The sequence below is a fragment of the Streptomyces sp. HUAS 15-9 genome, assembly GCF_025642155.1.
Taxonomy (GTDB): domain Bacteria; phylum Actinomycetota; class Actinomycetes; order Streptomycetales; family Streptomycetaceae; genus Streptomyces.
On the sequence record NZ_CP106798.1, the window covers coordinates 8,695,636 to 8,718,459 of the forward strand.

Sequence of the window (22,824 nt, forward strand, 5' to 3'; positions counted from 1 at the left end):
CCGACGCCGACGCCGACGACCGCAGTTGCTCGGGCCTCCGTAGCAACTGCGGCGGCCGGCACGACCGGACCCGTATCCCCCTGGGAGTGCGGGTGGATGGCTCGGTGGTGCACAGCACATGGATCCGTAAAGTCAACGGTGGTTCTGGAGTTGTCAGAGGTTCAGCGTCGGGCGGCGGAGAGTCGTCCGTCGAAGGTGATCCCTGTGTTGGGCCCGCTGATCGTGCTGCTGTCCTTCGTGCCGACGGGGCCGTTCGGCGGTACGCCGGGCGCTCTTTGGGGTTGCGGGCCTGTGGGCGGAGCCTGTTGTGGAGCCGTGCGGGCTGGCGATCGATTGACTTCACAGGAAGGCGATCGGGCCTTTGGGGCGTTTCTCGTGAGGGGCAGCCACTGTGATCAACAGGCGGGACGTAGTACGGGTAGGCACACTGGGTGCTTTGGGGACGGGGATGGTGGGTCTGCAGGCACCACCCGTCGCTGCGTCACCCACCGAGGTGGCGGAGCGGGTCGGCCCCCGGGACTGGAAGCGGCTGGCCGACGCGTTGTCATCGCGTTCTACTCTCTACCGGCCAACGGATTCCAACTACTCGCCGCTGGCGCTCCCGTTCAACCACCGCTACGCCGGGATCCACCCCGCTGGAATTGTCGCGTGCGCTACCACCGCGGACGTCCGCGCGGCGGTCCGCTGGGCCCGCGCGGTGGGGCTGCCCGCCGTCCCCCGCACCGGGCTGGGCCACAACTACGCCGGGTACTCCAGCACCACCGGCCTGCTGCTCAACATGGCCCGGATGAAGAGCATCGCTGTCACCCCGCTGCCGGGCGCCCGCTCCCGGACCCGGACCTACGGGCCGATCAAGGTCACCCATGACGCGGGTACGGTCACCGTGGGAGCCGGGGTCACCAATGGCGACCTGCACCCGCTGCTGGAGGACCGGGGGATGTTCGTGCCGACCGGCCGCTGCCCCACGGTCGGGGTGGCCGGACTGGTGCTCGGAGGCGGTATCGGCTTCAGTGACAAGATGTTCGGGATGACCTGTGATCGGCTGGTCTCGACGACCGTGGTACTCGCCGACGGCCGCGTGGTGGAGGCCAGTCAGGACTCCTGTTCCGACCTGTTCTGGGCCTGCCGCGGCGGGGCCGGGAACAACTTCGGTGTCAACACCTCCTTCACGTTCCAGTACGAGCAGTTCCAGGGCAACGTGGGCTTCTTCCAGTTGCGCTGGAGCCTGGACTCCGTGGTGCCGGTGATCGCCACCGCGCAGCGGATCGCCTTGGACGGCCTGGACAACAAGCGGTTCCACCTTCGCGTCGGCATCGGGACCCACGGGCTTGCCAGGGACGAGATCCGCGCCAACGCCAACGCCAACGTCAACGCCATCGGCCAGTACTACGGCCCCCTTGAGGAGTTGCGCGACATCCTGGCCCCGCTGCTCGCCATCGGCACGGCCGAGGAGCGCGCCCGCAACAGCGCGTCCGTCCGCGAGGTCACTCCCGGTCAGGCGAGTGTGCTGCTGAGCGCCACGACGCCGGTGGACCAGTTCGCCACCAAGTCGGCGGTTCTCACGTCCCGGACGCTCCTTACTGACAAGCAGGTCGGTGCCGCCGCCGAGCAACTGCTGGACTGGCCGGGCAGCGGCAACGAGGACGGGGCCGGGTTCGCGATGTTCGCTCTCGGCGGCGAGATCAACCAGGTGCCGCCGGACGCGACCGCGTTCGTGCACCGAAACGCCGTGTTCATCTTCGCTGCCGAGACCTCCTGGGCGGACTACGATCCGCCTCACGTCGAGACCGCGAATCTGCGCTGGCTCCGTGAGTTCTACTACGACATTTTCGGCAACACGCCTCCCGAGCAGGCGTATCAGAATTTCCCGGATCCGACACTGAAGGACTGGCGGCGGGCTTACTACGGTGCGAACTACGATCGGCTGGTCAGGGTGAAGCGGAAGTACGATCCGACCGAGTTCTTCAGCTATCCACAGGGGATCGGCACCTGACGGTCTCGAACCGACCCCGTATTCACGGGCGAGTAGAGCTGGCGAAGTTTTATGGGCCGGAGGCCATCACCCCCGAGCCGAAAGACGCGCCGTCGAACACGCACCGCCTTCGTCGCAACATGTTTGCCGTCGACGAACATCGAGGACGTGGTTGCCCGCCTGCGGGCCAACGGTGCCCGTGACCGACCCCCTCCCCTACGGGAGGCGACCGCACAGGCGTGGGACCGCTTGCACCCTGGGCTGACCCGGCGGGCAGCCTGGCCCGAACACGATGGGTCGTTGCCCGTCATCGAGGGAGCGCACCGTCGGCACGCGCATAGGCCCCGAGGCTGTTGTCGGCCTCGGGGGCCTACGATGAGCAGCCGCCCGCAAGGAGGTCGCGAGCGGCTGCTGGCATCTTTTGTGTGAGGTCCCGGTGCCTACGGCGCCACGGGGTCACCCTCGCCCAGTTGCACCCACCACACGTCATCGTGATCGCGGGTGAGTTCCAGCACCTGTTTGCCTGAGGGCGTTGGACGTACACCTTGACGAGCAGCTCGACGTCGTCGGCGGTCTCTTTGACGTCGGGGTAGTCCGATTCCACGGCGCGGACGCTGACCTTCACCGCCGGCGTCTTGTGCAGCGAGTACGGGACGGGGTCCGCAACTGCCACCAGACGGTGGCAGCCGTTCCCGGAACGGCAAGAGCCGCAGTCGTCACCCACAGGCGTTTCCTGTACGACCCGGTCACCAGTACCATCCCGGAGCGACGTGGTAGATGCCCGCTCACGTCCCCGTGCTCGAGACGGAATCGGGGCGTTTGTTCATACGGGCGCTGCCGTGTGCGCTCACGTAAGCCTTTCCATGGGAAATTCTAGTGACGACGCCTGCGTGGTCCCAGCCGCCGTGGCTTTGCCAGTTGAAAGAAGACGGTGTCACCGGCCTTGGCTTCATTCTGCTTTGGTTCGGTACTGATGCTGATGTAGCCGTTGCGATTGTCCACGCCCTGCTTGTTCCTGCTTACATCCTTCATTCCCCTGCCGCCCACACGCGCGACTCCCTCAAGGCGAACGGGCGTGCGCCGTGCACCGGCCGCATGCTGGTGGGCCCGGCACGAGGTTCCCAAGGCGCTCAGGCAGGTCCCGGCACGGACGCCGGTGCGGATCCGGAACAGGATCCCGTCGATGACCACCCGGTGGCCGCTTCAACGCCCGTGCCGGCACCCGGACTTCGGGAGATGCGGCGAACCTAGCGAAGCCCGGCGAAGAGGTCGTTCTCAGGCACGGCGGTGCTGGTGGTGTCCTGGACGCGTACGAAGGTCTCGACGCCCATCAATTCGGTGAACCTTTTCTGGCCCATCTTGAGGAAGAAGATGTTCTCGCCCTGGCTTGCGTGCGCGGCCAGGGCATCGAACTTCTGGGGGCCGTACGCGCTGGTGTCCACCCAGGTGGTGATCTCCTCGTCGGGGAGTCCGATCTCGGCCATCGCGGCGGCCTCGGCGGGATCCGGCTCCTGCCAGTCCGCGCCGAACTCGCGCATGGTCTCGCCGAACCGCTGCATCATTGAGCGGGGCGCCGTCGTCCAGTACACCTTCGGCGTCGCCTCGGTCAGTGCCAGCGCCGCCATCGTGATGCGATTCGCCTGGATGTGGTCGGGGTGGCCGTAGAAACCGTTCTCGTCGTAGGTGACGACCACATCGGGTTGGTAGCGGCGCAGGAGTTCCGCGAGTCGGGCAGCGCCCTCCTCCACGGGTGTCTGCCAGAAGGATCCGGGGGCGTTGTTGGTCGGCCAGCCCATCATCCCGGAGTCGGCGTAGTCCAGCATCTCCAGATGACTGACCTTCAGGATGTCGCAGCTTGCCTCGAGTTCTTGGCGCCGCATCAAGGCGACAGTTGCCGGCTCGTGCCCAGGATCGCCCGGTTTGACACCGCCCGGTCCGTCTCCGCAACTGCCGTCGGTGCACGTCACGAGGACCGTGCGGATGCCCTCCGCCGCGTACCGCGCGAGGACGCCTCCCGTTCCGGTGGCCTCGTCGTCGGGGTGGGCGTGCACCGCCATCAGCGTCAAGGGCCGGTCATTCATGAAACATTCCTCCTGTGTCAAATGGTCTCGGTCCGAGTCTGCGGCAAGGTGTATGACAACGGCTAATAATGAGGTGGATCGGCCCTGATGACCGTTGCCGACAGCGGCGATGGGGACCCGCCCCTTGTGGTCATCGACACCCAGTTCGTCCGCGTGGCCGCCGGTGTCCCCAGGACCACGACAGGACTGGATGTCGACAAGAAGATGTCTGGGCGCCGGCGGGGCCTGGTCGTGGATGTGATGGGGCGAATCACGGCGTCGTGGTGCTGGCCGCCTCCGCGCACCGTCACGCCCAAGCCCACAGGCGCCAAGCGCGCCGAACTGCTCCGCGCCCTTGCCGCAGCCGACCCGGACATCGTGAAGTACGAGGACAAGGCCATCCACGCCGCACGCAACCAGCGCAGCGCCATCAACAGCGGCAGCAGCAAGGCCGACCGGCAGCATCCCAGCGCTTCACCTACAAAGATGTCACGACCACCGAAGCCCAGGGGAACCAGATCTCGGGGACGGGCGTGGTCGACCAGGCCCGCCTGGGAGGCGGACACCCCGATGGTCCGATCGCCTCGGGCGACCTCACGTCTGCGGCCAGCGCAGCGTCACATCTGATGGGATGAGGGAGCGTCTGGAGAGGCTGCACGAGATCGTGCGAGGGAGCTGATCATCCAGCCGGTCGGTGTGGAACCTTGGCGCGCCTGCCCGCATCCAGTTGTCCGGTGGGGCAGGAGCGGCGGCACTCGGCCATGCGGGAGCGGCGTCACCCAGGGGAGATCTCATGTCACGGCGGACATCGACGGTCCGCACAGTCGGCCTGGTGATGCTGCTGAGCGTCGCCGCCTGCGGCCGGAGCGACAGCGTCTCGGGAACCCGGATTGCCGCATGTGGAACGGCCCAGATGAGCTGGAAGATGACCCTTCTCCCGGGCAAGCCGCACAACACACCGACGGCGACGCTCAGCGCCGCGCACAAGGGATCCAAGCCGTGCGCCTTCGACGGCTACCCGAAGCTCAGTGTGTACGTCGGCAAGGGGCTGTCGGCCGACTCCAGGCCGAAGGAGTCCATGCCGCCTGCGGTCGTAGCGGATTCGGGGCCGGACGCCTCTGCGCGGCTATCCGGGCATTGGAGCACCCACGTGCAGCCAGCAGCACGACAGTCGTGCGCTGCGGGCCTGATGCGGGGTTTTGCGACCGTGGGCCATCATCTTGAGCCGGTGGCGCCCGCGGGCGGTCAAGGGGAGCGACACGGCCTGGGTCATGATCGAGCTCCCTCACGCCGCGCTCACGGTCGGCCGGATCCCCGAGGCCTCCTTCCTCCCCGGCACGCGGGGCCGCGCCAGTGGGGGCATCGAGACCAGCGACAGCAGGTGATCCGTCCCCTGTGGTCCAAGGCCCGTCCCCTGTGGTCCAAGGACGGGGCATCCGGACGGCCGACCACCGGCCCGCCGCGCGTGCGGGCCGGAGCGGCTACCGTGTCCGGCATGGCGGGCATATTCCGGTCGCGGAGATGGCTGCGCCGGCACGCCGGATTCGACGGGCGGGCGGGGCAGGCGACGTTCGAGGCGCTGCACCGTGCGTCCCTCGCGGCGCCGGCGCTGCGTGGCGGGCTGACCATGTCGTCGGCCGGCGCGGCCACGCGGCATCTGCGCGCGCTGCTGGGCACCCCGGCGCTGGCCGTCACGGACTCCGAACGCGTGCTGGCCTGGGACGGGGCCGGCAAGCATCACACCGGCTCCGCCGTCGGTCTCGCAGCGGAGGCGCTCGCGGGTGGCCGGACCGCCGTGCTGAAGGCCGACGGGGTGTGGTGCGGGGACGCGCGCTGCGAGGTCCGGGAGGCTGTCGTGGCGCCGCTCGTGGTGGAGGACCGGATCGAGGGCGCGCTGCTGGCGTACGCCCCCGGAGTGTCGGCGGGGCTGGTCCGGGCCACCGGAGAGGTGGCCCGCTGGATGTCCGGCCAGCTCGAGCTCGCGGAACTGCACCGGTCCCGGACCCGCTTGGTGGAGGCGGAGCTGCGGGCGCTGCGCGCGCAGATCTCGCCGCACTTCTCGTGCAACGCGCTGACCGCGATCGCCTCCTTCGTCCGCACCGATCCTGAGCGGGCCCGCGAACTGCTACTGGATTTCGCCGACTTCACGCGCTACTCCTTCCGCCGCCACGGCGAGTTCACCACGCTGGCCGAGGAGTTCCGCTCGATCGGCCAGTACCTGCTGCTGGAGCAGGCACGTTTCGGCGAACGACTGCAAGTCGACGTGCGGGCGGCACCGGAGGTGCTCCCGGTGGCGGTGCCGTTCCTGTGCGTGCAGCCGCTGATCGAGAACGCGGTGCGGCACGGTTTCGAGGGCAGGACCGGACCCGGGCAGATCACCGTGCTCGCCTGGGACGCGGGCGCCGAGGCCCACATCACGGTGGAGGACGACGGCGTGGGAATGGATCCCGAGCATCTGCGGCGCGTCCTGGCCGCGGGCGGGGCCGGGAGCCCGGGCGGGTCCGGGTCCGCGGCGGCCACCGGTTCGGGCGGGGTGGGTCTGGGGAACGTCGATGCCAGGCTCCGCCAGGTGTACGGGGACGCGTACGGGCTGGTGGTCGAGACGGCTCTGGGGGCAGGTACCAAGGTGCGGATCCGGGTGCCCAAGTACCGTGCGGGCGTGGTCGCTCCGGCGGCCGGCGGAGACCGCCCGGCCGAAGGACAGGACACGCTCAGTTGAGCGCAACTCCGTTCACGGATGTGGCCAACCCCACATGTTCCGGGGGATTGACCCGCTGTGCGGGGAATGCTCCTATTCGCGCATGCTGAGCATCCTGGTGGTCGACGACGAGCCCCACGCCCTGGAGGAACTCGTCTACCTGCTCGGGCTCGAACCCGCCGTCGGCTCCGTGGAGTCCGCCGCCGACGGCGCCGCGGCGCTGCTGGCGCTGGACCGCGCACTGGCCGAGAACCGTCCCGTGGACGCGGTGTTCCTCGACATCCGCATGCCGGGGCTGGACGGACTGGAGGTGGCCCGGGTCCTGTCCCGGTTCGCCGCGCCGCCGCCGGTGGTGTTCGTCACCGCGTACGACGACTTCGCCGTGCCCGCCTTCGAAGTGGGGGCCCTGGACTACCTGCTCAAGCCCGCGCGCGCCCAGCGGCTCGCCGAAACCGTCCGGCGCATCGCCGAGCGGCGCGCGAACCCGGTTCCCACGGACCGCGACCCCGCTCCTGCCGAGCCTCCGGCGTCCGCGGAGCAGCCCACCGACGACCAGTTGATCGCTGTCGAGCTGTCCGGTATGACGAGGTTCGTCCCACGCTCCGAGGTGCGGCACGTGGAGGCGTGCGGCGACTACGTACGTCTGTTCCTCGAGTCCGGCAGCCATCTGCTGCGGGCGCCGCTGTCCAGCCTGGAGGACCAGTGGCAGGACGCCGGCTTCGTGCGCGTGCACCGCCGCCACCTCGTCGCCACCAGCCATATCGAGGAGCTGATGACCGACTGCGGGCGGCTGTCGGTGCGCGTGGCCGGCGCCGTCGTGCCGGTCAGCCGCCGCAGCAGCCGGAAGCTGCGCGAGATGCTGCTGCCCCCGTCCGGCCCGCCGAGGGGCCAGAGGGCCGCCGATGGGTGAACCGGCGCGGCGCGTGGCCGTCACCCATCCCCGCACCCGGGCCGCCCGGCCCGGCCGGCGAGGCGCCGTGGTACGGGACGTACACGAGCAGACCGCGCTCGGCGAGGTCTACGTGAAGGCGCTCATGCGCACCCAACTCAGGCTGGGGCTGCTGGTCTGCGGCGCGATCATCCTGCCGCTCGCCGCCTTGCCGCCGCTCCTCTGGTACGTACCGGCGCTGCACCACGCGCGGCTATGGGGCGCCGGGCTGCCGTGGCTGCTCCTGGGACTGCCGGCGCACGCGCTGCTGGTGGTGGCCGGAGCCTGCTACGTCCGCCGGACCGAGCGCCACGAACGCGACTTCGCCGAACACGTCCACCGGTCATGAACGCACCGGAGAACCTGGCCGCCGTCCTGCTGGTCGTGGCCGTGACGGTGGCCGTCGGCGGCTACGGCCTCAAGTCCCGCTCCACGCCGGACTTCTACGTCGCCTCCCGTACGGTCTCGCCGCTGCGCAACGCCGCCGCCGTCAGCGGCGAATACCTCTCGGCCGCGTCCTATTTGGGTATCGCGGGGCTGCTGGTGGCGTACGGAAGCACGATGCTCTGGTACAGCATCGGGTACACGGCGGGCTATCTGGTCCTGCTCGTCCTGGTGGCCGCACCGCTGCGCCGGTCGGGGGCCTACACCGTCTCCGACTTCGCCGAGGCACGCCTCGACTCCCTGGCCGTGCGGCGGACGGCCACCGCCTTCGTAGTGCTCATCGGGTGGTTCTACCAGGTGCCACAACTCCAGGGCGCGGGGCTGGTCCTGCACGCCACGCTCGGCGCGCCCGCCTGGTCGGGCGCCCTGCTGGTGACGGCGGTGGTGCTGGTCGGCATGGTCACCGGGGGCATGCGCAGCGTCACCCTCGTCCAGGCCGTCCAGTTCTGGCTGAAGCTCGCCGCGCTCGCCATTCCGGCGATCGTCCTGCTGCTCGTCTGGCGCGGAGTCTGGCACCCGTCCGGCGGCCCGGCCGCCACCTCCGCACCCGCCGCACCCGGGCCAACTGCGCACGCGGGGTCGCCCTGGGCAGCGATCACTCAGGGCGGCGGGCGCGGGCTCTACAGCCTCTACTCACTGATGGTGGCCACCTTCCTCGGGGCGATGGGCATGCCGCACGTCATTGCCCGCTTCTACACCAACCCGGACGGCCGCGCGGCCCGCCGCACGACGGTCGGCGTCCTCGGCCTGCTCGGCCTCTTCTATCTGCTGCCCGAGGTGTACGGCGGCCTCGGGCGGCTCTTCGCGCCCGGCCTGGCCCAGGCGAACCGGGCGGACACCGTGGTGCTGCTGCTGCCCGGACGACTGGTGCCCGGCGCCGCGGGGCAACTGCTGACGGCGCTGGTGGTCGCGGGTGCCTTCGCTGCCTTCCTGTCGACCTGTTCCGGGCTGGCCCTGTCGGTCGCCGCCGTGCTCTCGCAGGACCTCCTCGGCGGGGATGTGCGGGGTTTCCGCCGGGCCTCCGCGGTCGCCGTGCTCACACCCTGCGGCATCGCGCTGCTGTTGTCGCAGAGCGGGGTGTCCGTGGCCCACGAGGTCGGCCTGATCTTCTCGGTGGCCGCGTCCACCTTCTGCCCGCTGCTGGTCCTGGGCATCTGGTGGCGGGGACTCACCGCGCCCGGAGCCGTCGCCGGGATGCTGGTCGGCGGAGGGCTGTCGGCAGCGGCAGTCATGGGGACGCTGCTGGGGGCGGGCGGCCTCGGCTGGGCCGGGACGCTGCTCGCCCAGCCCGCCGCCTGGAGCGTGCCGGCGGCGGTCCTGACCATGGTGGGCGTCTCCCTGGCCACACGCGGCCGGGTGCCCGCGGGTGCTTCCGTCATGCTGGCCCGGCTGCATCTGCCGGAGGCGCTGGCGGCCGAGACGACCGACCGTTCGGCGGTGGAGGGCGACCGTTCATCCCCGGACCACGGCCGTCCGTCGCGCCACGGGCACCACTGATCGACAGGTTCCGTACGGGGGCTCCCGGCCGGGGCACGGGTGCCGCACAGTAACCGGCCAGAGCGCAACACCGCGCAGCACCACGGAACGCCCGGCCGCCCAGCCGCTCCCGGACCGGGAGCGGCAGCCGGACCTTGCGCACCACCCCCGTACGCGGGCAACCGCGGTGTCCGGCCCCGACCCCCGGCCGATCCGCAGCCCACCGCAACTCCTGCCGCCGCCCGCGTCCGTGACCCCCGCACCACGACGTCCCAGGACCCGCGCCTGAGCCGGCGTCCCTCGAGACAAGGACCCGCCATGACCCAGACCCACGCCAACACGCCCGCCGCCGACACCCCCGGCGCTCGGGAAGAGCAGACCCCGGCCGCGGCCGCCACTCCGCACCCGCAGATCGCCGACCCCGGCCCGCTGGGGCTGGCGGCGTTCGCCCTCACCACCTTCGTGCTCTCCGTCTTCAACGCCGGTCTGATCAAGGACGGGTCGCTGGAGGCCGTCGTGCTGCCGCTCGCCCTGTGGTACGGCGGCATCGCCCAACTCCTCGCCGGAATGTGGGAGTTCCGCAAGAACAACACCTTCGGCGCGGTGGCGTTCACCTCCTACGGCGCCTTCTGGATCTCCTTCGCGGCCTACGTCCAGTTCGTCGCGCCGAAGCTGCCGGCGGCCCACGCCTACCAGGCGACCGGCCTGTTCCTGCTCGCCTGGACCCTGTTCACCGCCTACATGACCATCGTCGCCTGCCGGATCAACGGCGTGCTGCTCGCCACGTTCTCGGTGCTGCTGGTGACCTTCGTGCTGCTCACCGCCGGCGAGCTGGGACAGCGGGCGGCACTGGGGCACATGGGTGGCTGGGCAGGCCTGCTCACCGCGCTGCTCGCCTGGTACGGCTCGTTCGCCGGGGTGGCCAACGCCACCTGGAAGGGCAGGTCCCTGCCGACCTGGCCGTTCGCGGCCTGACCCCGCCAGTACCGACCACCGACCACCGACCGCCCGACCGACCACAAGCACGAGCACGAGGGAGTCATCATGAGCAACGAGAGCCTGGCCAGCCTGCTGAGGGAGGAACGGCGGTTCGCCCCGCCGGCCGAGCTGGCCGCCGCCGCGAACGTCACCGCGAAGGCGTACCAGCAGGCCGGCGAGGACCGGCTCGGCTTCTGGGCCGAGCAGTCCCGCCGCCTGTCCTGGGCGGTCGAGCCGACCGAGACACTGGACTGGTCGAACCCGCCGTTCGCCACGTGGTTCGCCGACGGCCGGCTCAACGTCGCGTACAACTGCGTGGACCGGCACGTCGAGGCGGGCCTCGGCGACCGCGTCGCGATTCACTTCGAGGGCGAGCCCGGTGACAGCCGCGCGATCACCTACGCCGAGCTCAAGGACGAGGTGTCCAGGGCCGCGAACGCCCTGCTCGAGCTGGGCGTCGAGAAAGGCGACCGGGTCGCGATCTACATGCCGATGATCCCGGAGACGGTCGTCGCGATGCTGGCCTGCGCCCGGATCGGCGCACCGCACTCCGTCGTCTTCGGCGGCTTCTCCGCCGACGCCATCGCGACCCGGATCGAGGACGCCTCCGCCAAGCTCGTGATCACGGCCGACGGCGGCTACCGGCGGGGCAAGCCGACCGCGCTCAAGCCGGCCGTCGACGAGGCGATCGGCCGGGTCACCGGTCCCGAGAAGGTGCTCGTGGTCCGCCGCACCGGGCAGGAGGTCGCCTGGACCGAGGGCCGGGACGTGTGGTGGCACGAGCTTGTCGACCGGCAGCCGGCCGAGCATGCCCCGCAGGCGTTCGGAGCGGAGCACCCGCTCTTCATCCTCTACACCTCGGGCACCACGGGTAAGCCGAAGGGCATCCTGCACACCTCCGGCGGCTACCTCACGCAGGTGGCGTACACCCACCACGCCGTCTTCGACCTCAAGCCGGAGTCGGACGTCTACTGGTGCACCGCCGACATCGGCTGGGTCACCGGCCACTCGTACACCGTCTATGGCCCGCTGGCCAACGGTGCGACGCAGGTGATGTACGAGGGGACGCCCGACACCCCGCACAAGGGCCGCTTCTGGGAGATCGTCGAGAAGTACGGCGTGACCCTCCTCTACACCGCGCCGACGGCCATCCGCACATTCATGAAGTGGGGCGAGGACATCCCCGCCAAGTTCGACCTGTCCTCGCTGCGGGTGCTGGGCAGTTGCGGCGAGCCCATCAACCCCGAGGCGTGGATGTGGTACCGCGAACACATCGGCGGGGGCGACTGCCCGATCGTGGACACCTGGTGGCAGACCGAGACCGGCGCGATGATGATCTCGCCGCTGCCCGGCGTGACCAAGACCAAGCCGGGCTCGGCGCAGCACCCGCTGCCGGGCATCTCGGCGACGGTGGTGGACGACGAGGCGGCCGACGTCCCGAAGGGCTCCGGAGGCTACCTGGTCGTCACCGAGCCCTGGCCCTCGATGCTCCGCACGATCTGGGGCGACGACCAGCGGTACATCGACACCTATTGGTCCCGCTTCCCGGGCCGCTACTTCGCCGGTGACGGGGCGAAGAGAGACGAGGACGGCGACATCTGGCTGCTCGGCCGGGTCGACGACGTCATGGTCGTGTCCGGGCACAACATCTCCACCACTGAGGTCGAGTCGGCACTCGTGTCGCACCCGTCGGTGGCGGAGGCCGCCGTGGTGGGTGCCGCCGACGAGACCACCGGGCAGGCGATCGTCGCCTTCGTCATCCTGCGCGCTGCGGCGGCGGAGAGCGAGGACCTGGCCGCCGAGCTGCGCGACCACGTCGGTGCCACGCTCGGCCCGATCGCCAAGCCGAAGCGGGTCCTGCCCGTCGCCGAGCTGCCGAAGACCCGCTCCGGCAAGATCATGCGCCGTCTGCTGCGCGACGTGGCCGAGAACCGCGAACTGGGCGATGTCACCACCCTCACCGACTCGGGCGTCATGGACCTGATCCAGGCGAAGCTCCCCGCCGCCCCGGCCGAGGACTAACCACCGAACAGGAACACCAGAGACCAGGAGCGACAGGAATTGAGCATGCGTATCGTTCTGATCGGCCCTCCGGGCGCGGGCAAGGGCACACAGGCCCGTGTCCTCGCCGGCCTGTTGGCCGTACCGGCGGTCTCCAGCGGGGACCTGTTCCGCGTCGAGGTCCGCCAGGGTACGGAACTCGGCCGGCTGGTGCGGCGGCACACCGATACCGGGGAGCTGGTGCCCGACGAGCTGACCACGACCGTCGTCACCCGCCGCCTGGGTCAGCCGGACGCGGCCGACGGCTTCCTGCTCGACGGCTTCCCGAGGACCGTACGGCAGGCCGAACTCCTGGCGGAGTCCCTGGCCGGGGACGGGACCGCGCTCGACGCCGTGATCGCCCTCGGCCTGCCCGACGACGAGATCGTGCGCCGGCTGACGGGCCGGCGCATGTGCCCGGCGTGTGGAACCACCGTGCACCTGGTGTTCTCCCCGCCCCGCGTCGCGAACCGGTGCGACGGCTGCGGCGGGGGACTCGTCCGGCGCGCCGACGACGGCGAGGAGACCGTCCTGCGGCGCCTCGCCGTCCACTCCGCGCAGACCGTACCGCTGCTGCGGTGGTACGCCGACCGGCAGCTCCTGTGCCACGTGGACGGATCGGGAACTGTCCCGGAGGTCTCCGAGCGGATGAGCGCTGCCCTGGCGGCGGTGAGGAGATGAACAGACCGTACGCCGGCCCGCCGCCGGAGCAGACGACCGGCGGGCCGGACCTCAGGGAACTGCGCCGCTCCCACCTCGCCTTCGCGGTGCCGGCAGCTGTCCTCGTCGTAGGCGGACAGCTGTTGCACATCCTGCTTTCCGGCTTCGCGCCGGGTGCCGTGGACATGGCCCCGGCCGGACATCTGACCCTGGGCCTCGCGCTGGGCCTGGCGGTGTTCGCCGCCCTCTTCCTCACCGCGTGGCGCTACGCGCGGCACATGCGCAGCCGGGTCGACCCGCAGGCCGACGAGATCCGCACGCGCCACGCCCAACCGCGTCGTGACGGAAGGGACGCACAGTGACCGTCGCCGCGGGTGTCATCCGCCTCAGCGGCCTCGCCCTGCCGCTCGTACTGTTCCTCGTCTTCCTCGCTGTCACCATGTTCACCAGTGTCGTCGCCGGTCCGCACAGTGACATGATCAGCGAGTTCTACATCGGCGACCGCAGACTGTCTCCGATGCGGTACGGGATGGCGATGTGCGGTGACTACATCTCGGCCGCGACTCTCCTGGGCAGTACCGGCCTCGTCTGTCTGACCGGCTACGACGGCCTCCTGTACCTGACGGGGACCGCAGTCGGCTGGATCGTGATCCTGCTGCTGATCGCCGAACCGCTGCGCAACTCGGGCCGGTTCACGCTCGGCGACACCATCGCCCAGCGCATCGGGGCCGCCCGGCAACGGTGGGTCCGTCTCGCCGTGGGGCTCTGCGCCCTCGTCGTGTCGCTCTTCTACCTGGTGGCCCAACTGACAGCGAGCGTAGCGCTGCTGGCCCAGTTCACCGGGGTGCCGGCGCCCACGGCACGTGCCTTCTGCACCATCACCGTCGGCACCTTCGTGGTCTTCTACGTCGCGGTCGGCGGGATGCCCGGCACGACGTTCATCCAGGTCGCCAAGACCGTACTGCTGGTGGCCGTGGTGGCGGTGGCCGCCGGCCTGGTGCTGTCGCACTTCGGATGGAGCGGCGACCGCCTGCTCGGCACGGCGGCCGCGAACAGCGGCCACGGGGAGGCGTTCCTGCGGCCCGGCCTGCGCTTCGGGGCGAGCACCACCAGCAGAATCGACTTCTTCAGTCTCGCGCTGTCCATGGCCCTCGGTGTCGCGGGGCTCCCGCACATCGTCATGCGCCTGCTGTCACCCGACAGCACACGGCGGTTGCGCGGTGCTGTGCTGTGGACGATCGCTCTGGTCGGCACCGTGTGCCTGGCGGTCGGGGTGCTGGGACTCGGAGCGGCCGCGATCGTAGGCACCGGCACCGTCAAGGCCACCGATCCCAGCGGAAACGCCGCAGTGCTCCTGCTCGCGCAGTCGGTGGGCGGGAACCTTCTGACGGCGGCCTTCTCCTGCCTCGTCTTCGCCACGGTCCTCTCCGTGGCCGCGGGAGTCACCCTGGCAGCGGCCTCCTCACTGGCCCACGACGTGTACGTCCACGCGATCCGCAAGGGCCGGGTGAACAACGGTCAGGAACTGGCCGCCGCACGAACCTCGGCAGCCGTGGCCGGTGCGCTGGGTATCCTGCTCGCCCTGCTGTCGCGCGACTGGAACGCATCCTCACTCGCCTTCCTCGCCTTCGCCATCGCGGCCTCCTCCATCGTGCCGACCCTCGTCTACACCCTGTTCTGGCCCCGCTTCACCGCCCGCGGCGCCCTGTTCGCCCTCTACGGCGGCCTCGGCTGCGCCCTCCTGCTCGTCGCCTCCGGCCCCCTCATCTCCTCCACCCCCACCTCACTGCTGCCGACGGCCCACTTCGCCTGGTTCCCCCTGCAGAACCCGGGCGTCGTCTCCATCCCGGCCGGCTTCCTCCTCGGCTGGCTCGGCACGGTCACAAGCCCCACGACCACCGACACCGCCGCGTACCGCGAGTTCGAGGCGCGGGCTCTGCTCGGCACGGAGTGAAGGAGCGTATGAGCCTCACCGACACGGCAAGGCTCGTACGCGGCGTGTGCCCGGCCGTGAAAGACCGCGACCGAACGCGTGGGCCATGTCCTTGCCTGACGTGGCGCACATGCTGATCGTCGATCATCAGAACGTCGTCTTCCGCTCCTGATCACTCTGGGTCTCCAGCAGGGCCCCAGGGGGAAAGTCCCGATCGACGGGCGCCGGGCGCAAGATGGTCGAGAGCGACCGAGTCCTTGGGCAATACGACGACCGGAACGCAGAGGTCTTCGGCGACCCCGAAAGCCCACAGACGGGTTTCAGCGGCCCCGCGCCCTGGTCCGCACAGATGCTGTTGGCGAATTACTGTCTGCCGATGCTTGGAGATCCACTCCATGAGGGGTATTCAAGGATGAAGGCAGGCAGCAGCGGGCTGCCTCGGCCCTGAGTGTCGCTCGTGCGGCGGTCTTGAAGGAGAGACACATACCGATGGCAACAGGAGTAGTGAAGTGGTTCAACGCCGATAAGGGATTCGGGTTCATCCAGCAGGACGACGGCGGACCGGACGTTTTCGTCCACTTCTCGGCCATCCAGTCCACCGGGTTCAAGGAACTGTACGAGGGCGACAAGGTCGAGTACACGGTGACGCAGGGACCGAAGGGACCGCAGGCGGAAAACGTTCTTCGACAGACGTAACAACAGTGGTGCATGTGTAGGGGCTCCGAGCCGGCCATGAGGACGCTGGTACGGAGCCCCTGCTTCTGATGCGCCAACGGCGTCCGGTCTCAGGTCGCGACTGCATCCGAATGGGGGAGTGTGAAGCACGATCTTCTGCGGCTGCTGCCGGCGGTGGCCGCCGAGGACGGGGTGCGGTCCGCGAAGGTGAACCGGATCGTGAAGGAGATCGCCATGCGTGTCCCTCGGAGAACTGATGGCCGGGCCGTCGGCCGGGCGGGGTGGCCAAGAACTCCTGACAGAAGTGCTCTCATATGACGAGTTGACTTCACCGGAGTGTGAGCTGTGGGACGCGTTCCCCGAGGGACGCCGCATGGACCTGCGCACGGGTGTGCCCGACGACGACCGTGTCACCGGAGGTGAGCAATGGGGACCCGAGCGTACGGTTCGAGCTGCCGTGATCGCGGCGCTGCTTTCGGGAGCGAGCACCGCGCAACCAGGCGATATCGCATGCCTCAGTCTCGCCGGTGCGCGGATCAGCGGCTGTCTGGATCTCTCGGACGCAGAGCTCGGTCAGGCCCTCCGGATCGAGGAGTGCTGGTTCGAGAAAGCGTCGAAGCTCCATGGGGCGTCGACCCGGACGACCCGCATCGTGGACAGCTGGCCGCCCCGGCCTCGACGCCGGTCTGGCCCGTGTCGAGGGGCACCTCGACCTGTCGCGGTCGCGTGTGGAGGGGTGCTTGGATCTCCTGAACGCCTCGGTGGCAGGCGAGTTGGTGCTGAATGGCACGCGGGTGTGCGTGTCCGAGGGCTGGGCCGTGATCGCGGACGGCCTCGACATGGGGGCGGCGCCTTTGGCATGCACGGGTTCACCGCCCGAGGCGGGATACGCCTGCTGGGAGCGCAGCTGCGGGGAGGACTGTTCATGCAGGGCGCACACCTGGGACGCCGGCCCGCGCGGTGTGGCCCTGGCCCTGGACAACGTCGTGGCGTCGACACTCAACTTCTCCGCAGGATTCACGGCGAACGGGACCGTACGGCTGCAAGGTGCCCGGATCTCGGACAATCTGATCTTTGAGTGGGCGTTCAGGTATGCCTCATGCCGGTATGCGAGTTCTGTCGCTGTGTCAGTTTGAGGTCTTTCGGCGGATCAATGCGCTTCATCACTTCAAGACTTCCGGACCTGCCCGCCCGTTTCGCTCGGCTTCGATCCTCGAAGCGTGTCTGACGTAGAGATGGCACGGAACCGCCCGATGATCACCGGAACCCGATCTTCCGTCACACCCATGATCCCTCTGGAACGTGAGCCAGCGGAAGCCGTACCCCAGCGACCTTTCCGACGCCCGATGGGCCCTAATCGAGCCGACGTTGACGGCCTGGAGAAAAGCCCGGCTCGACCGCAGACCCACCGGGCAGCCTACCAAGGTCGACCTGCGCGACGTATTCAACGCACTCCTCTACATCAACCGCACGGGAATCCCCTGGAAATACCTCCCACACGACTTCCCGAACTACGGCACCGTCTACGCCTACTATGCCGCCTGGCGCGATGAGGGAATCCTCGCCCAGCTCAACTACGACCTGACCGGGCTCGCCCGCGTGAAGGAAGGGCGCAAGCCCGAACCCACAGGGTCCGTCATCGACACCCAGAGCGTGAAGACCTCCACCAACGTGCCCCTGACCAGCCAGGGAACGGACGCCGCCAAGAAGATCGTCGGCCGCAAGCGAGGCATACTCACCGATACGATCGGACTCATCCTCGCCGTGACTGTCACCGCCGCGAGCCTCTCCGAGAACGCCGTAGGAATACGTCTTCTCGACCAAGCCAAGAAGACGTATCCAACCATCGCCAAGAGCTGGGTCGACACCGGCTTCAAGAACGCCGTCATCGAGCACGGCGCACGTCTCGGAATCGACGTCGAAGTCGTCAACAGAAACCCCGGAGTTCGCGGCTTTCACGTTGTCAAAAGACGCTGGGTAGTCGAGCGAAGCCTGGGTTGGCTTATGTTGCACCGGCGCCTTTCTCGCGATTACGAGACCCTTCCCGCCAGCTCCGAGGCCATGATCCACGTCGCCTCGATCGACAACCTCGCCAAGCGCATAACGGACGAGACGACACCAACCTGGCGAGGGACTTACTAGAATAGAAAGGGCAATTCGCCTAGATCAAATGCCCTCTGAAGGGTCCGCCCTGAACGGGCCGCCTGACGGCGACGGCCCGGCCCTGGTCGCCCTGCTGATGCAGGCCGTTGTACCGGAAGGCCGGTCACGACGACGCCCGCCGCGTACTCCTGGCCGAACAGCGCCATCGGCGAGTGCCACGCCGTGCACGACCGCGCCCACGACGCAGCATGTAACGTCCTCTTCGATGGACGCCGAGACGTTGCCACCGGACGGGTGGAGACGCCAAACGCCTGTCGAGTGCCGGTAGGACGCGCACGCGTGCCCGCACAGCGCGTTGAAGCGGGAAGCCCCGGAAGGGGCAGACGGCCCAGGCCGGAATCCCTGGCCTCCAGGCCGGGGAGCACGTCAAAGCCCCAGGAACAGGTAGAGCGCGGCCCACGCGCCGAGGCCCAAAGTGAGCGCGGGAACGAGCGTGGGCGCCTGGACGGCGACGAGGGTCACGAGGCCGGAGCCGAAGAAGGCAACGGCGAGGGCAGTGCGGTTTTCAGGGGCAGGGGACATGGACGGCCTCCAAGAACTCGGTGCGGCTTGCCGGTTGGCGAGCCGCACCGACCCTGGAGGAAGGCCGGGTTAGCCCCGCAACTCCGTCGCCCGGACGAGCGGGCGGCCGGGTCAGTCCTCCGGTGAGCTGTCTGCCGCACCGAGGATGTCCAGCGCCGACGGTATGTCGTCGTCCGCCCAGGACCCGGTGCCGGGATCCATGGCGCGGGGTGCTTCGTCGATCTCTGACCAGGGCTCGGGGCCCCCGGAAGGTGGCATCTGCTGGCGCTGTTGCGGTGCCGCTGGCGTGGTGGTCTTCCGTGGGCGGCCTCGGGGTGTTTGCACGGGCCAGTGCTTGTCGAGCCGCTCCAGGAAACCGTCGGGGTCGGCGACCAGGGCGTTGAGGCAGGCTACGACGAAGGCCTTCGTCTCGCGGTCCCGGGCCTTCAGCGCCTTCAGGGCGTCCTCTTTGAGGCCGGCGGGCGGCCGCACGGTAAGGGGCGGGTCGCGATGCCGGTCGCGTGCCTGACTGCTCATGAAACAAACCTCTCACAAGTGGCTTGCCACTTACAACGGCCATGCCATACCTTGCCCCATAAGCGGCAAGCCACTTATTGCTACGACGGCGGGCCGGGCCTGATTCCCCGCCTCGAAGGGGTGGGCCCTGAGCGTCGTGGAAATGACCTTCGGCGACGATCCCGAGGCCACCCGCAAGCGCACGTCGCCTTCCGGAACGCCGACGGCACCCTCGATCCCGAGGGGCCGCATCATTAGTGGGCGAACCCGCCGCCAGGGCCAGGAGCCGTCCATGACACGGGAAGAACTGGCATCCGAACGTGGGCTTCCGGGCAAGTGCGAGCGCCCCTTGGTGGCCTGTACCACTGGTACGAGCCAGACGCGGCCCCCGTCGAAGAGCCCGCACCGATCTCCGAACCCGTCGGCGGAACCAGCACGACCACAGGCGACACCAAGGGTGACTCATCCTCGTACCGGCAGGTCCTCGTGGCCGCCAGGCTGAGCGCCCGCAGGGCGGGGCGGCCCGGATGTCACCGACACCGACGACGGCGAGCCCTTGTCCTGAGCCCAGCGGAGCTGGTCGGGGAGGCGGTTGGCGTACGTCTCCCCGGCCCCGTCCGTAGGGCGGTCAGTGCCGCCGCGTGTCAAGCCCCGAACTCGAGTGACATGACGCCGTTCGGCTGCCGGGGCGCAATAGCTGACACGGGCTGAGAACCCGGGCGCCCGAAGTCAGGGCCGTTCGAGCCCTTCACCGTTCCACACATAAGGAGAATCACCGTGACCCGTACCACGTGGCCCAGGCGTCTGGCGTCCCTCGCCGCCGTCGGCACCCTCACGGCAGGGGGCATGCTGGTGCACTCCAGCACCTTCGCTGCAGACTGTGGGCAATTCCCGGGTGGAATCTGTCCGCCATTCACGGACACCCAGAAGCTGCCTGAGTTCGGTGACCGATGGTGGAACATCAAGAGCGCGCGGGCTGACGATCTGGTCGTGGAGGAGGACGGTGGGGGCTTCAGGGTTCAGCCGCGCAGGGACCGGGGGTCCCAGTTGTTCCGCTTCTTGAAGAGCAGCGACGCAAACGACGAGCACGGCTCCATATACCAGATCCAGGTCATGCCCAAGGTGCCGCCGCCCGACCCCGGAACGCCAATGTGTCTGGAGGGAAGTGACGGCTACGGGAACAGAGCTGGGGTATCCACGAATCCGTGCGAAAAGATCGGCAGCCAGTACTGGGAGATCGAGCCTCACCCGAATGGCTTCTTCAGAATCAGGCGGGGAACCGGCGCGGGGCGCTGCCTCGACGCAGACAACCCGGCGATGACGGCACCCCCGCCACGGGCCCGTCTACAGGAATGGGCTTGCCATGGCATGGACAACCAGGCCTGGACGTTCGTGAGCCCGCTCTCCCAACCGCTGCCGAGTGACCAGCGGCAGCGAGAGCGCATTCTGCGGGGCGACCGCGGGGTGCTGCGGCGGTAGTAGCCCCGGTCGGGAAGCATGTCGACGCGGTGGCCAGTTCGTCTGGAAGGCTACAGAAAGCAGCACCGATGAGGGCTGGGGCTGTCCAGGTGTGTCCCTGCCTGTCCCGGTGGGCGAAAGCCGTGCGCACCGGGCTGTTGATGCTGGTATGCGGGACATCCGGGCCAGGGCGGCGTCTGCCCGGTCGATGATCCGGTTGCGCAGCAGCATGCGCAACCGCACCAGCTGGGCCCGGTGACGCAGCACGGCCCGCCGCTCGCGCACTGCCTGCCGGGGGGCTGGCGGCCGGTGCAGATGCCCAGGAGGAAGAGCAGCCCCTGGCTCGGTTCGCTGACGACGTCGGAGTATCGACGAGCAGCATCATGAGCTTCCGGCACACCAAGACCCACTGGCCGCCCGAGTACCGAGTCACGGGCGTGTCCCGCGACATGCACCGCATCCTGACGGTGCGTCCGGACCGGTTCGAGCTGATCCGCAATCCAACGTTCAACCCGCACTACGGGTCGCATCGGTGGACGCAGGACACGGTATGCGGGAGGCCAGCCGGCATGTGGAGAACCCGGCGTTGGTGCAGGAGACGGCGACGGCGATCCACGGCCTGGCGACCGACGAACATCTTTAGCAGATGCCCGTATCCCAGCTGCCGTACTGGCGCTCGTCAGGCGGGACTCAGCGCCGCTATCGCCTTTCTGAAGCCGGAGGTGCATCAGCGAGCGGCTCACGCACGCCGCAGGGCCTACCTGGCATTGGAGGTGGAGGCCCGCTTCGCGCTGACAGAGGCGGCATCCAGTGGCGAACCCGTACCTCTGACCGTCTACAGGAATCTGCTGGAGCGCCGAAGGATGATCATCGCCGGTCAGCTTGACGAACTTGTGCAGCGTATTGCTGTGGGGGGAGCACCTGCCGCGGCGGAGGCCGACGAATGACGCGTCTCGTGCGCCGGGTTCGTATGTCTCCCCGAGTAACAGGGTCGACGCTGAGTGTCGGGTTGGCCAACTGACGTGCCTGGAGCGTTCGGTAGTAGGCATAGGTTGCGTGGGCATGTGTCTGACGTCAGGAGTGAGTGTCAGTGCAGGCGTCTACTGTCCGGGCTGACTGGTCATCAAGTGTGACCACCGTTGTCGCCCTCAACCTCGTCCGAACGGCATGGCTGACCGTGACGCCACTTCCCGCTTCCGCCGCCTGAGCCACGCATGGACACGGATGAATTCACCAACGGTGTCCCAAGCGGGACAGACGCCGACATCTGTCGTGGTCATAGCCACGGTCGGCCAGCAGCGCGGCCGGTGGATGTCTGGGCCTTCCGACACCCTGGCGACGGTGGGGATCTTGTCGAGCAGCGGCAGGAGTTGAGTGACGGCGTCGCATGCATCGGCCTCCCGGGGACGGGCGGAGGCAAGAGCAAACTGCAGTAGCTGAGCAAGGCGGAGCTGTGTCAGTGGGCCGCCGACCAGAACTTCGCCGCCGATCGACGACCACCCGTGAACAGCCTATTGACGCCCTCACCAGGACCCGACGTCGATGCAAGAAGTCGGCCGCCTGGCGAACGAAGACATTGGCAGCGGCCTGGTCGGGCCGCCCGCGCCGGCGGGGCACACTTCGTGCGTAGCATGCCACCGCAGGCGATGGCCGGTTGGCGGACGCGTCCGTATCGGGTCGGCGTGGTGCGGGCGTGCCGTTGCTGTGGGCCGGGTCATGTCATGGCAGCCCGCCCGTCATCCAGTCGCTCATCCGTGGGAAGGCGGGCGGCACCGGATCCGGTGACGGCTGCGGCGCCGGGCGCTGCCGGTGGGCCGGGCGGAGGCCGAAGAGGGATCCTGTGGCCTCCGCCAGCCCGGCTGCGCAGTGCGCGGCCTGGTCGGCGGGGACGTCGACCCGTCCCAGTGCACCGGCGAGGATGTCCTCCACCAGGTTCAGCCGCATGGCCATGCCGGCTGCGCCGCCGCCGGGCGCGTGCGCCAGTGCGGTGAGTACTGCCTCGGCCCGGGTGCGGACCAGGCCGAGGGCCTCCCACCCGGACGGCTGCCGGGCGGGCGCGGTGGCCGACCCTCCTGGCGCCGGGACGCCTGCGGCGTCGCGGATCCGGCCCCCCACAGTTGAGTGCCATGGCGTCAAGGCGCCGTGCAGCTCGGCAAACAGACCGTCGAGGAAGGCCAGTAGTCCGGCCGCGCCGTCCGGTGGAGTGTCCGCGGAGTGGGCCCGGCCGTCGCCGGAGGTCCCGGTGAGCAGAGCCGTCCGCAGCGGGTCCAGGGTCTCGGCCGCCACTTCGGCTGCGGAGTGGCAGGCGTGGTCGGTGGGCAT

18 protein-coding genes and 1 pseudogene are annotated in these 22,824 nt (G+C 69.2%); 15 read left to right on the plus strand and 4 right to left on the minus strand.

Annotated features, from left to right (window positions below):
• Positions 1-448: 448 nt before the first annotated feature.
• A complete protein-coding gene (locus tag N8I87_RS39420) occupies positions 449-1,993 on the plus strand; it encodes an FAD-binding oxidoreductase (protein ID WP_263215731.1) in 1,545 nt (514 codons plus the stop codon).
• A gap of 1,226 nt (positions 1,994-3,219) precedes the next feature.
• Here the strand turns inward: N8I87_RS39420 and N8I87_RS39425 are convergent.
• Entirely contained in the window at positions 3,220-4,053 is an 834-nt protein-coding gene (locus N8I87_RS39425; RefSeq protein WP_263215733.1) for a PIG-L family deacetylase, read from the minus strand.
• A gap of 87 nt (positions 4,054-4,140) precedes the next feature.
• Between N8I87_RS39425 and N8I87_RS44770 the strand changes: the two genes are divergently transcribed.
• The 12 genes from N8I87_RS44770 to N8I87_RS39485 all read left to right on the plus strand — a co-directional run bounded on the left by N8I87_RS44770 (position 4,141) and on the right by N8I87_RS39485 (position 18,006).
• A complete protein-coding gene (locus N8I87_RS44770; RefSeq protein ID WP_263215734.1) occupies positions 4,141-4,659 on the plus strand; it encodes a hypothetical protein in 519 nt (172 codons plus the stop codon).
• Positions 4,660-5,527: 868 nt separating this feature from the next.
• Positions 5,528-6,751 carry a sensor histidine kinase gene (locus N8I87_RS39435; RefSeq protein WP_263215735.1) on the plus strand — a complete coding sequence of 408 codons (1,224 nt, stop codon included), beginning with the start codon at positions 5,528-5,530 and terminating at the stop codon, positions 6,749-6,751.
• Positions 6,752-6,833: 82 nt separating this feature from the next.
• Complete coding sequence (locus tag N8I87_RS39440) at positions 6,834-7,640, plus strand: LytR/AlgR family response regulator transcription factor (protein WP_263215736.1); 807 nt, start codon at positions 6,834-6,836, stop codon at positions 7,638-7,640.
• Positions 7,633-8,007, plus strand: a complete 375-nt coding sequence (locus N8I87_RS39445; RefSeq protein ID WP_263215737.1) for a hypothetical protein — start codon at positions 7,633-7,635, stop codon at positions 8,005-8,007. The genes N8I87_RS39440 and N8I87_RS39445 overlap by 8 nt, the downstream gene beginning before the upstream one ends.
• Complete coding sequence (locus N8I87_RS39450) at positions 8,004-9,599, plus strand: sodium/solute symporter (RefSeq protein ID WP_263215738.1); 1,596 nt, start codon at positions 8,004-8,006, stop codon at positions 9,597-9,599. Before N8I87_RS39445 ends, N8I87_RS39450 begins: the two co-directional genes overlap by 4 nt.
• 297 nt (positions 9,600-9,896) lie before the next feature.
• Positions 9,897-10,553, plus strand: coding sequence for an acetate uptake transporter (locus N8I87_RS39455; RefSeq protein WP_263215739.1), 657 nt, complete (start codon positions 9,897-9,899; stop codon positions 10,551-10,553).
• 69 nt (positions 10,554-10,622) lie between these two features.
• Positions 10,623-12,578: an acetate--CoA ligase gene (acs, locus tag N8I87_RS39460; RefSeq protein WP_263215740.1), complete on the plus strand. Its 1,956-nt coding sequence runs from the start codon at positions 10,623-10,625 to the stop codon at positions 12,576-12,578.
• A gap of 45 nt (positions 12,579-12,623) precedes the next feature.
• Positions 12,624-13,277 (plus strand): adenylate kinase, encoded by a 654-nt coding sequence (locus N8I87_RS39465; protein WP_263215741.1) that lies wholly within the window; start codon positions 12,624-12,626, stop codon positions 13,275-13,277.
• Positions 13,274-13,618 carry a DUF485 domain-containing protein gene (locus N8I87_RS39470; RefSeq protein ID WP_263215742.1) on the plus strand — a complete coding sequence of 115 codons (345 nt, stop codon included), beginning with the start codon at positions 13,274-13,276 and terminating at the stop codon, positions 13,616-13,618. Before N8I87_RS39465 ends, N8I87_RS39470 begins: the two co-directional genes overlap by 4 nt.
• Positions 13,615-15,210, plus strand: coding sequence for a sodium/solute symporter (locus N8I87_RS39475; RefSeq protein WP_263215743.1), 1,596 nt, complete (start codon positions 13,615-13,617; stop codon positions 15,208-15,210). Before N8I87_RS39470 ends, N8I87_RS39475 begins: the two co-directional genes overlap by 4 nt.
• A gap of 468 nt (positions 15,211-15,678) precedes the next feature.
• The gene (locus tag N8I87_RS39480; RefSeq protein WP_263215744.1) at positions 15,679-15,885 is read left to right on the plus strand and encodes a cold-shock protein; all 207 of its coding nucleotides are present in this window, start codon (positions 15,679-15,681) and stop codon (positions 15,883-15,885) included.
• Positions 15,886-17,166: 1,281 nt separating this feature from the next.
• Positions 17,167-18,006 (plus strand): IS5 family transposase, encoded by an 840-nt coding sequence (locus tag N8I87_RS39485; protein ID WP_263215745.1) that lies wholly within the window; start codon positions 17,167-17,169, stop codon positions 18,004-18,006.
• A gap of 387 nt (positions 18,007-18,393) precedes the next feature.
• On the opposite strand, the gene N8I87_RS39490 is transcribed toward N8I87_RS39485, so the two are convergent.
• Both N8I87_RS39490 and N8I87_RS39495 read right to left on the minus strand, forming a co-directional pair.
• On the minus strand, positions 18,394-18,549 hold the full coding sequence (locus tag N8I87_RS39490; RefSeq protein WP_263215746.1) for a hypothetical protein: 156 nt from the start codon (positions 18,547-18,549) through the stop codon (positions 18,394-18,396).
• Positions 18,550-18,660: 111 nt separating this feature from the next.
• Entirely contained in the window at positions 18,661-19,065 is a 405-nt protein-coding gene (locus N8I87_RS39495) for a hypothetical protein (RefSeq protein ID WP_263215747.1), read from the minus strand.
• Between the two features lie 756 nt (positions 19,066-19,821).
• Between N8I87_RS39495 and N8I87_RS39500 the strand changes: the two genes are divergently transcribed.
• Together N8I87_RS39500 and N8I87_RS44560 are read left to right on the plus strand one after the other, a co-directional pair.
• The gene (locus N8I87_RS39500) at positions 19,822-20,523 is read left to right on the plus strand and encodes an RICIN domain-containing protein (RefSeq protein WP_263215748.1); all 702 of its coding nucleotides are present in this window, start codon (positions 19,822-19,824) and stop codon (positions 20,521-20,523) included.
• A 428-nt stretch (positions 20,524-20,951) separates the two neighbouring features.
• Positions 20,952-20,996: pseudogene (locus N8I87_RS44560) on the plus strand (hypothetical protein); the annotation flags it as partial.
• Between the two features lie 1,225 nt (positions 20,997-22,221).
• On the opposite strand, the gene N8I87_RS39505 reads toward N8I87_RS44560, so the two are convergent.
• Positions 22,222-22,824, minus strand: a complete 603-nt coding sequence (locus tag N8I87_RS39505) for a hypothetical protein (protein ID WP_263215749.1) — start codon at positions 22,822-22,824, stop codon at positions 22,222-22,224.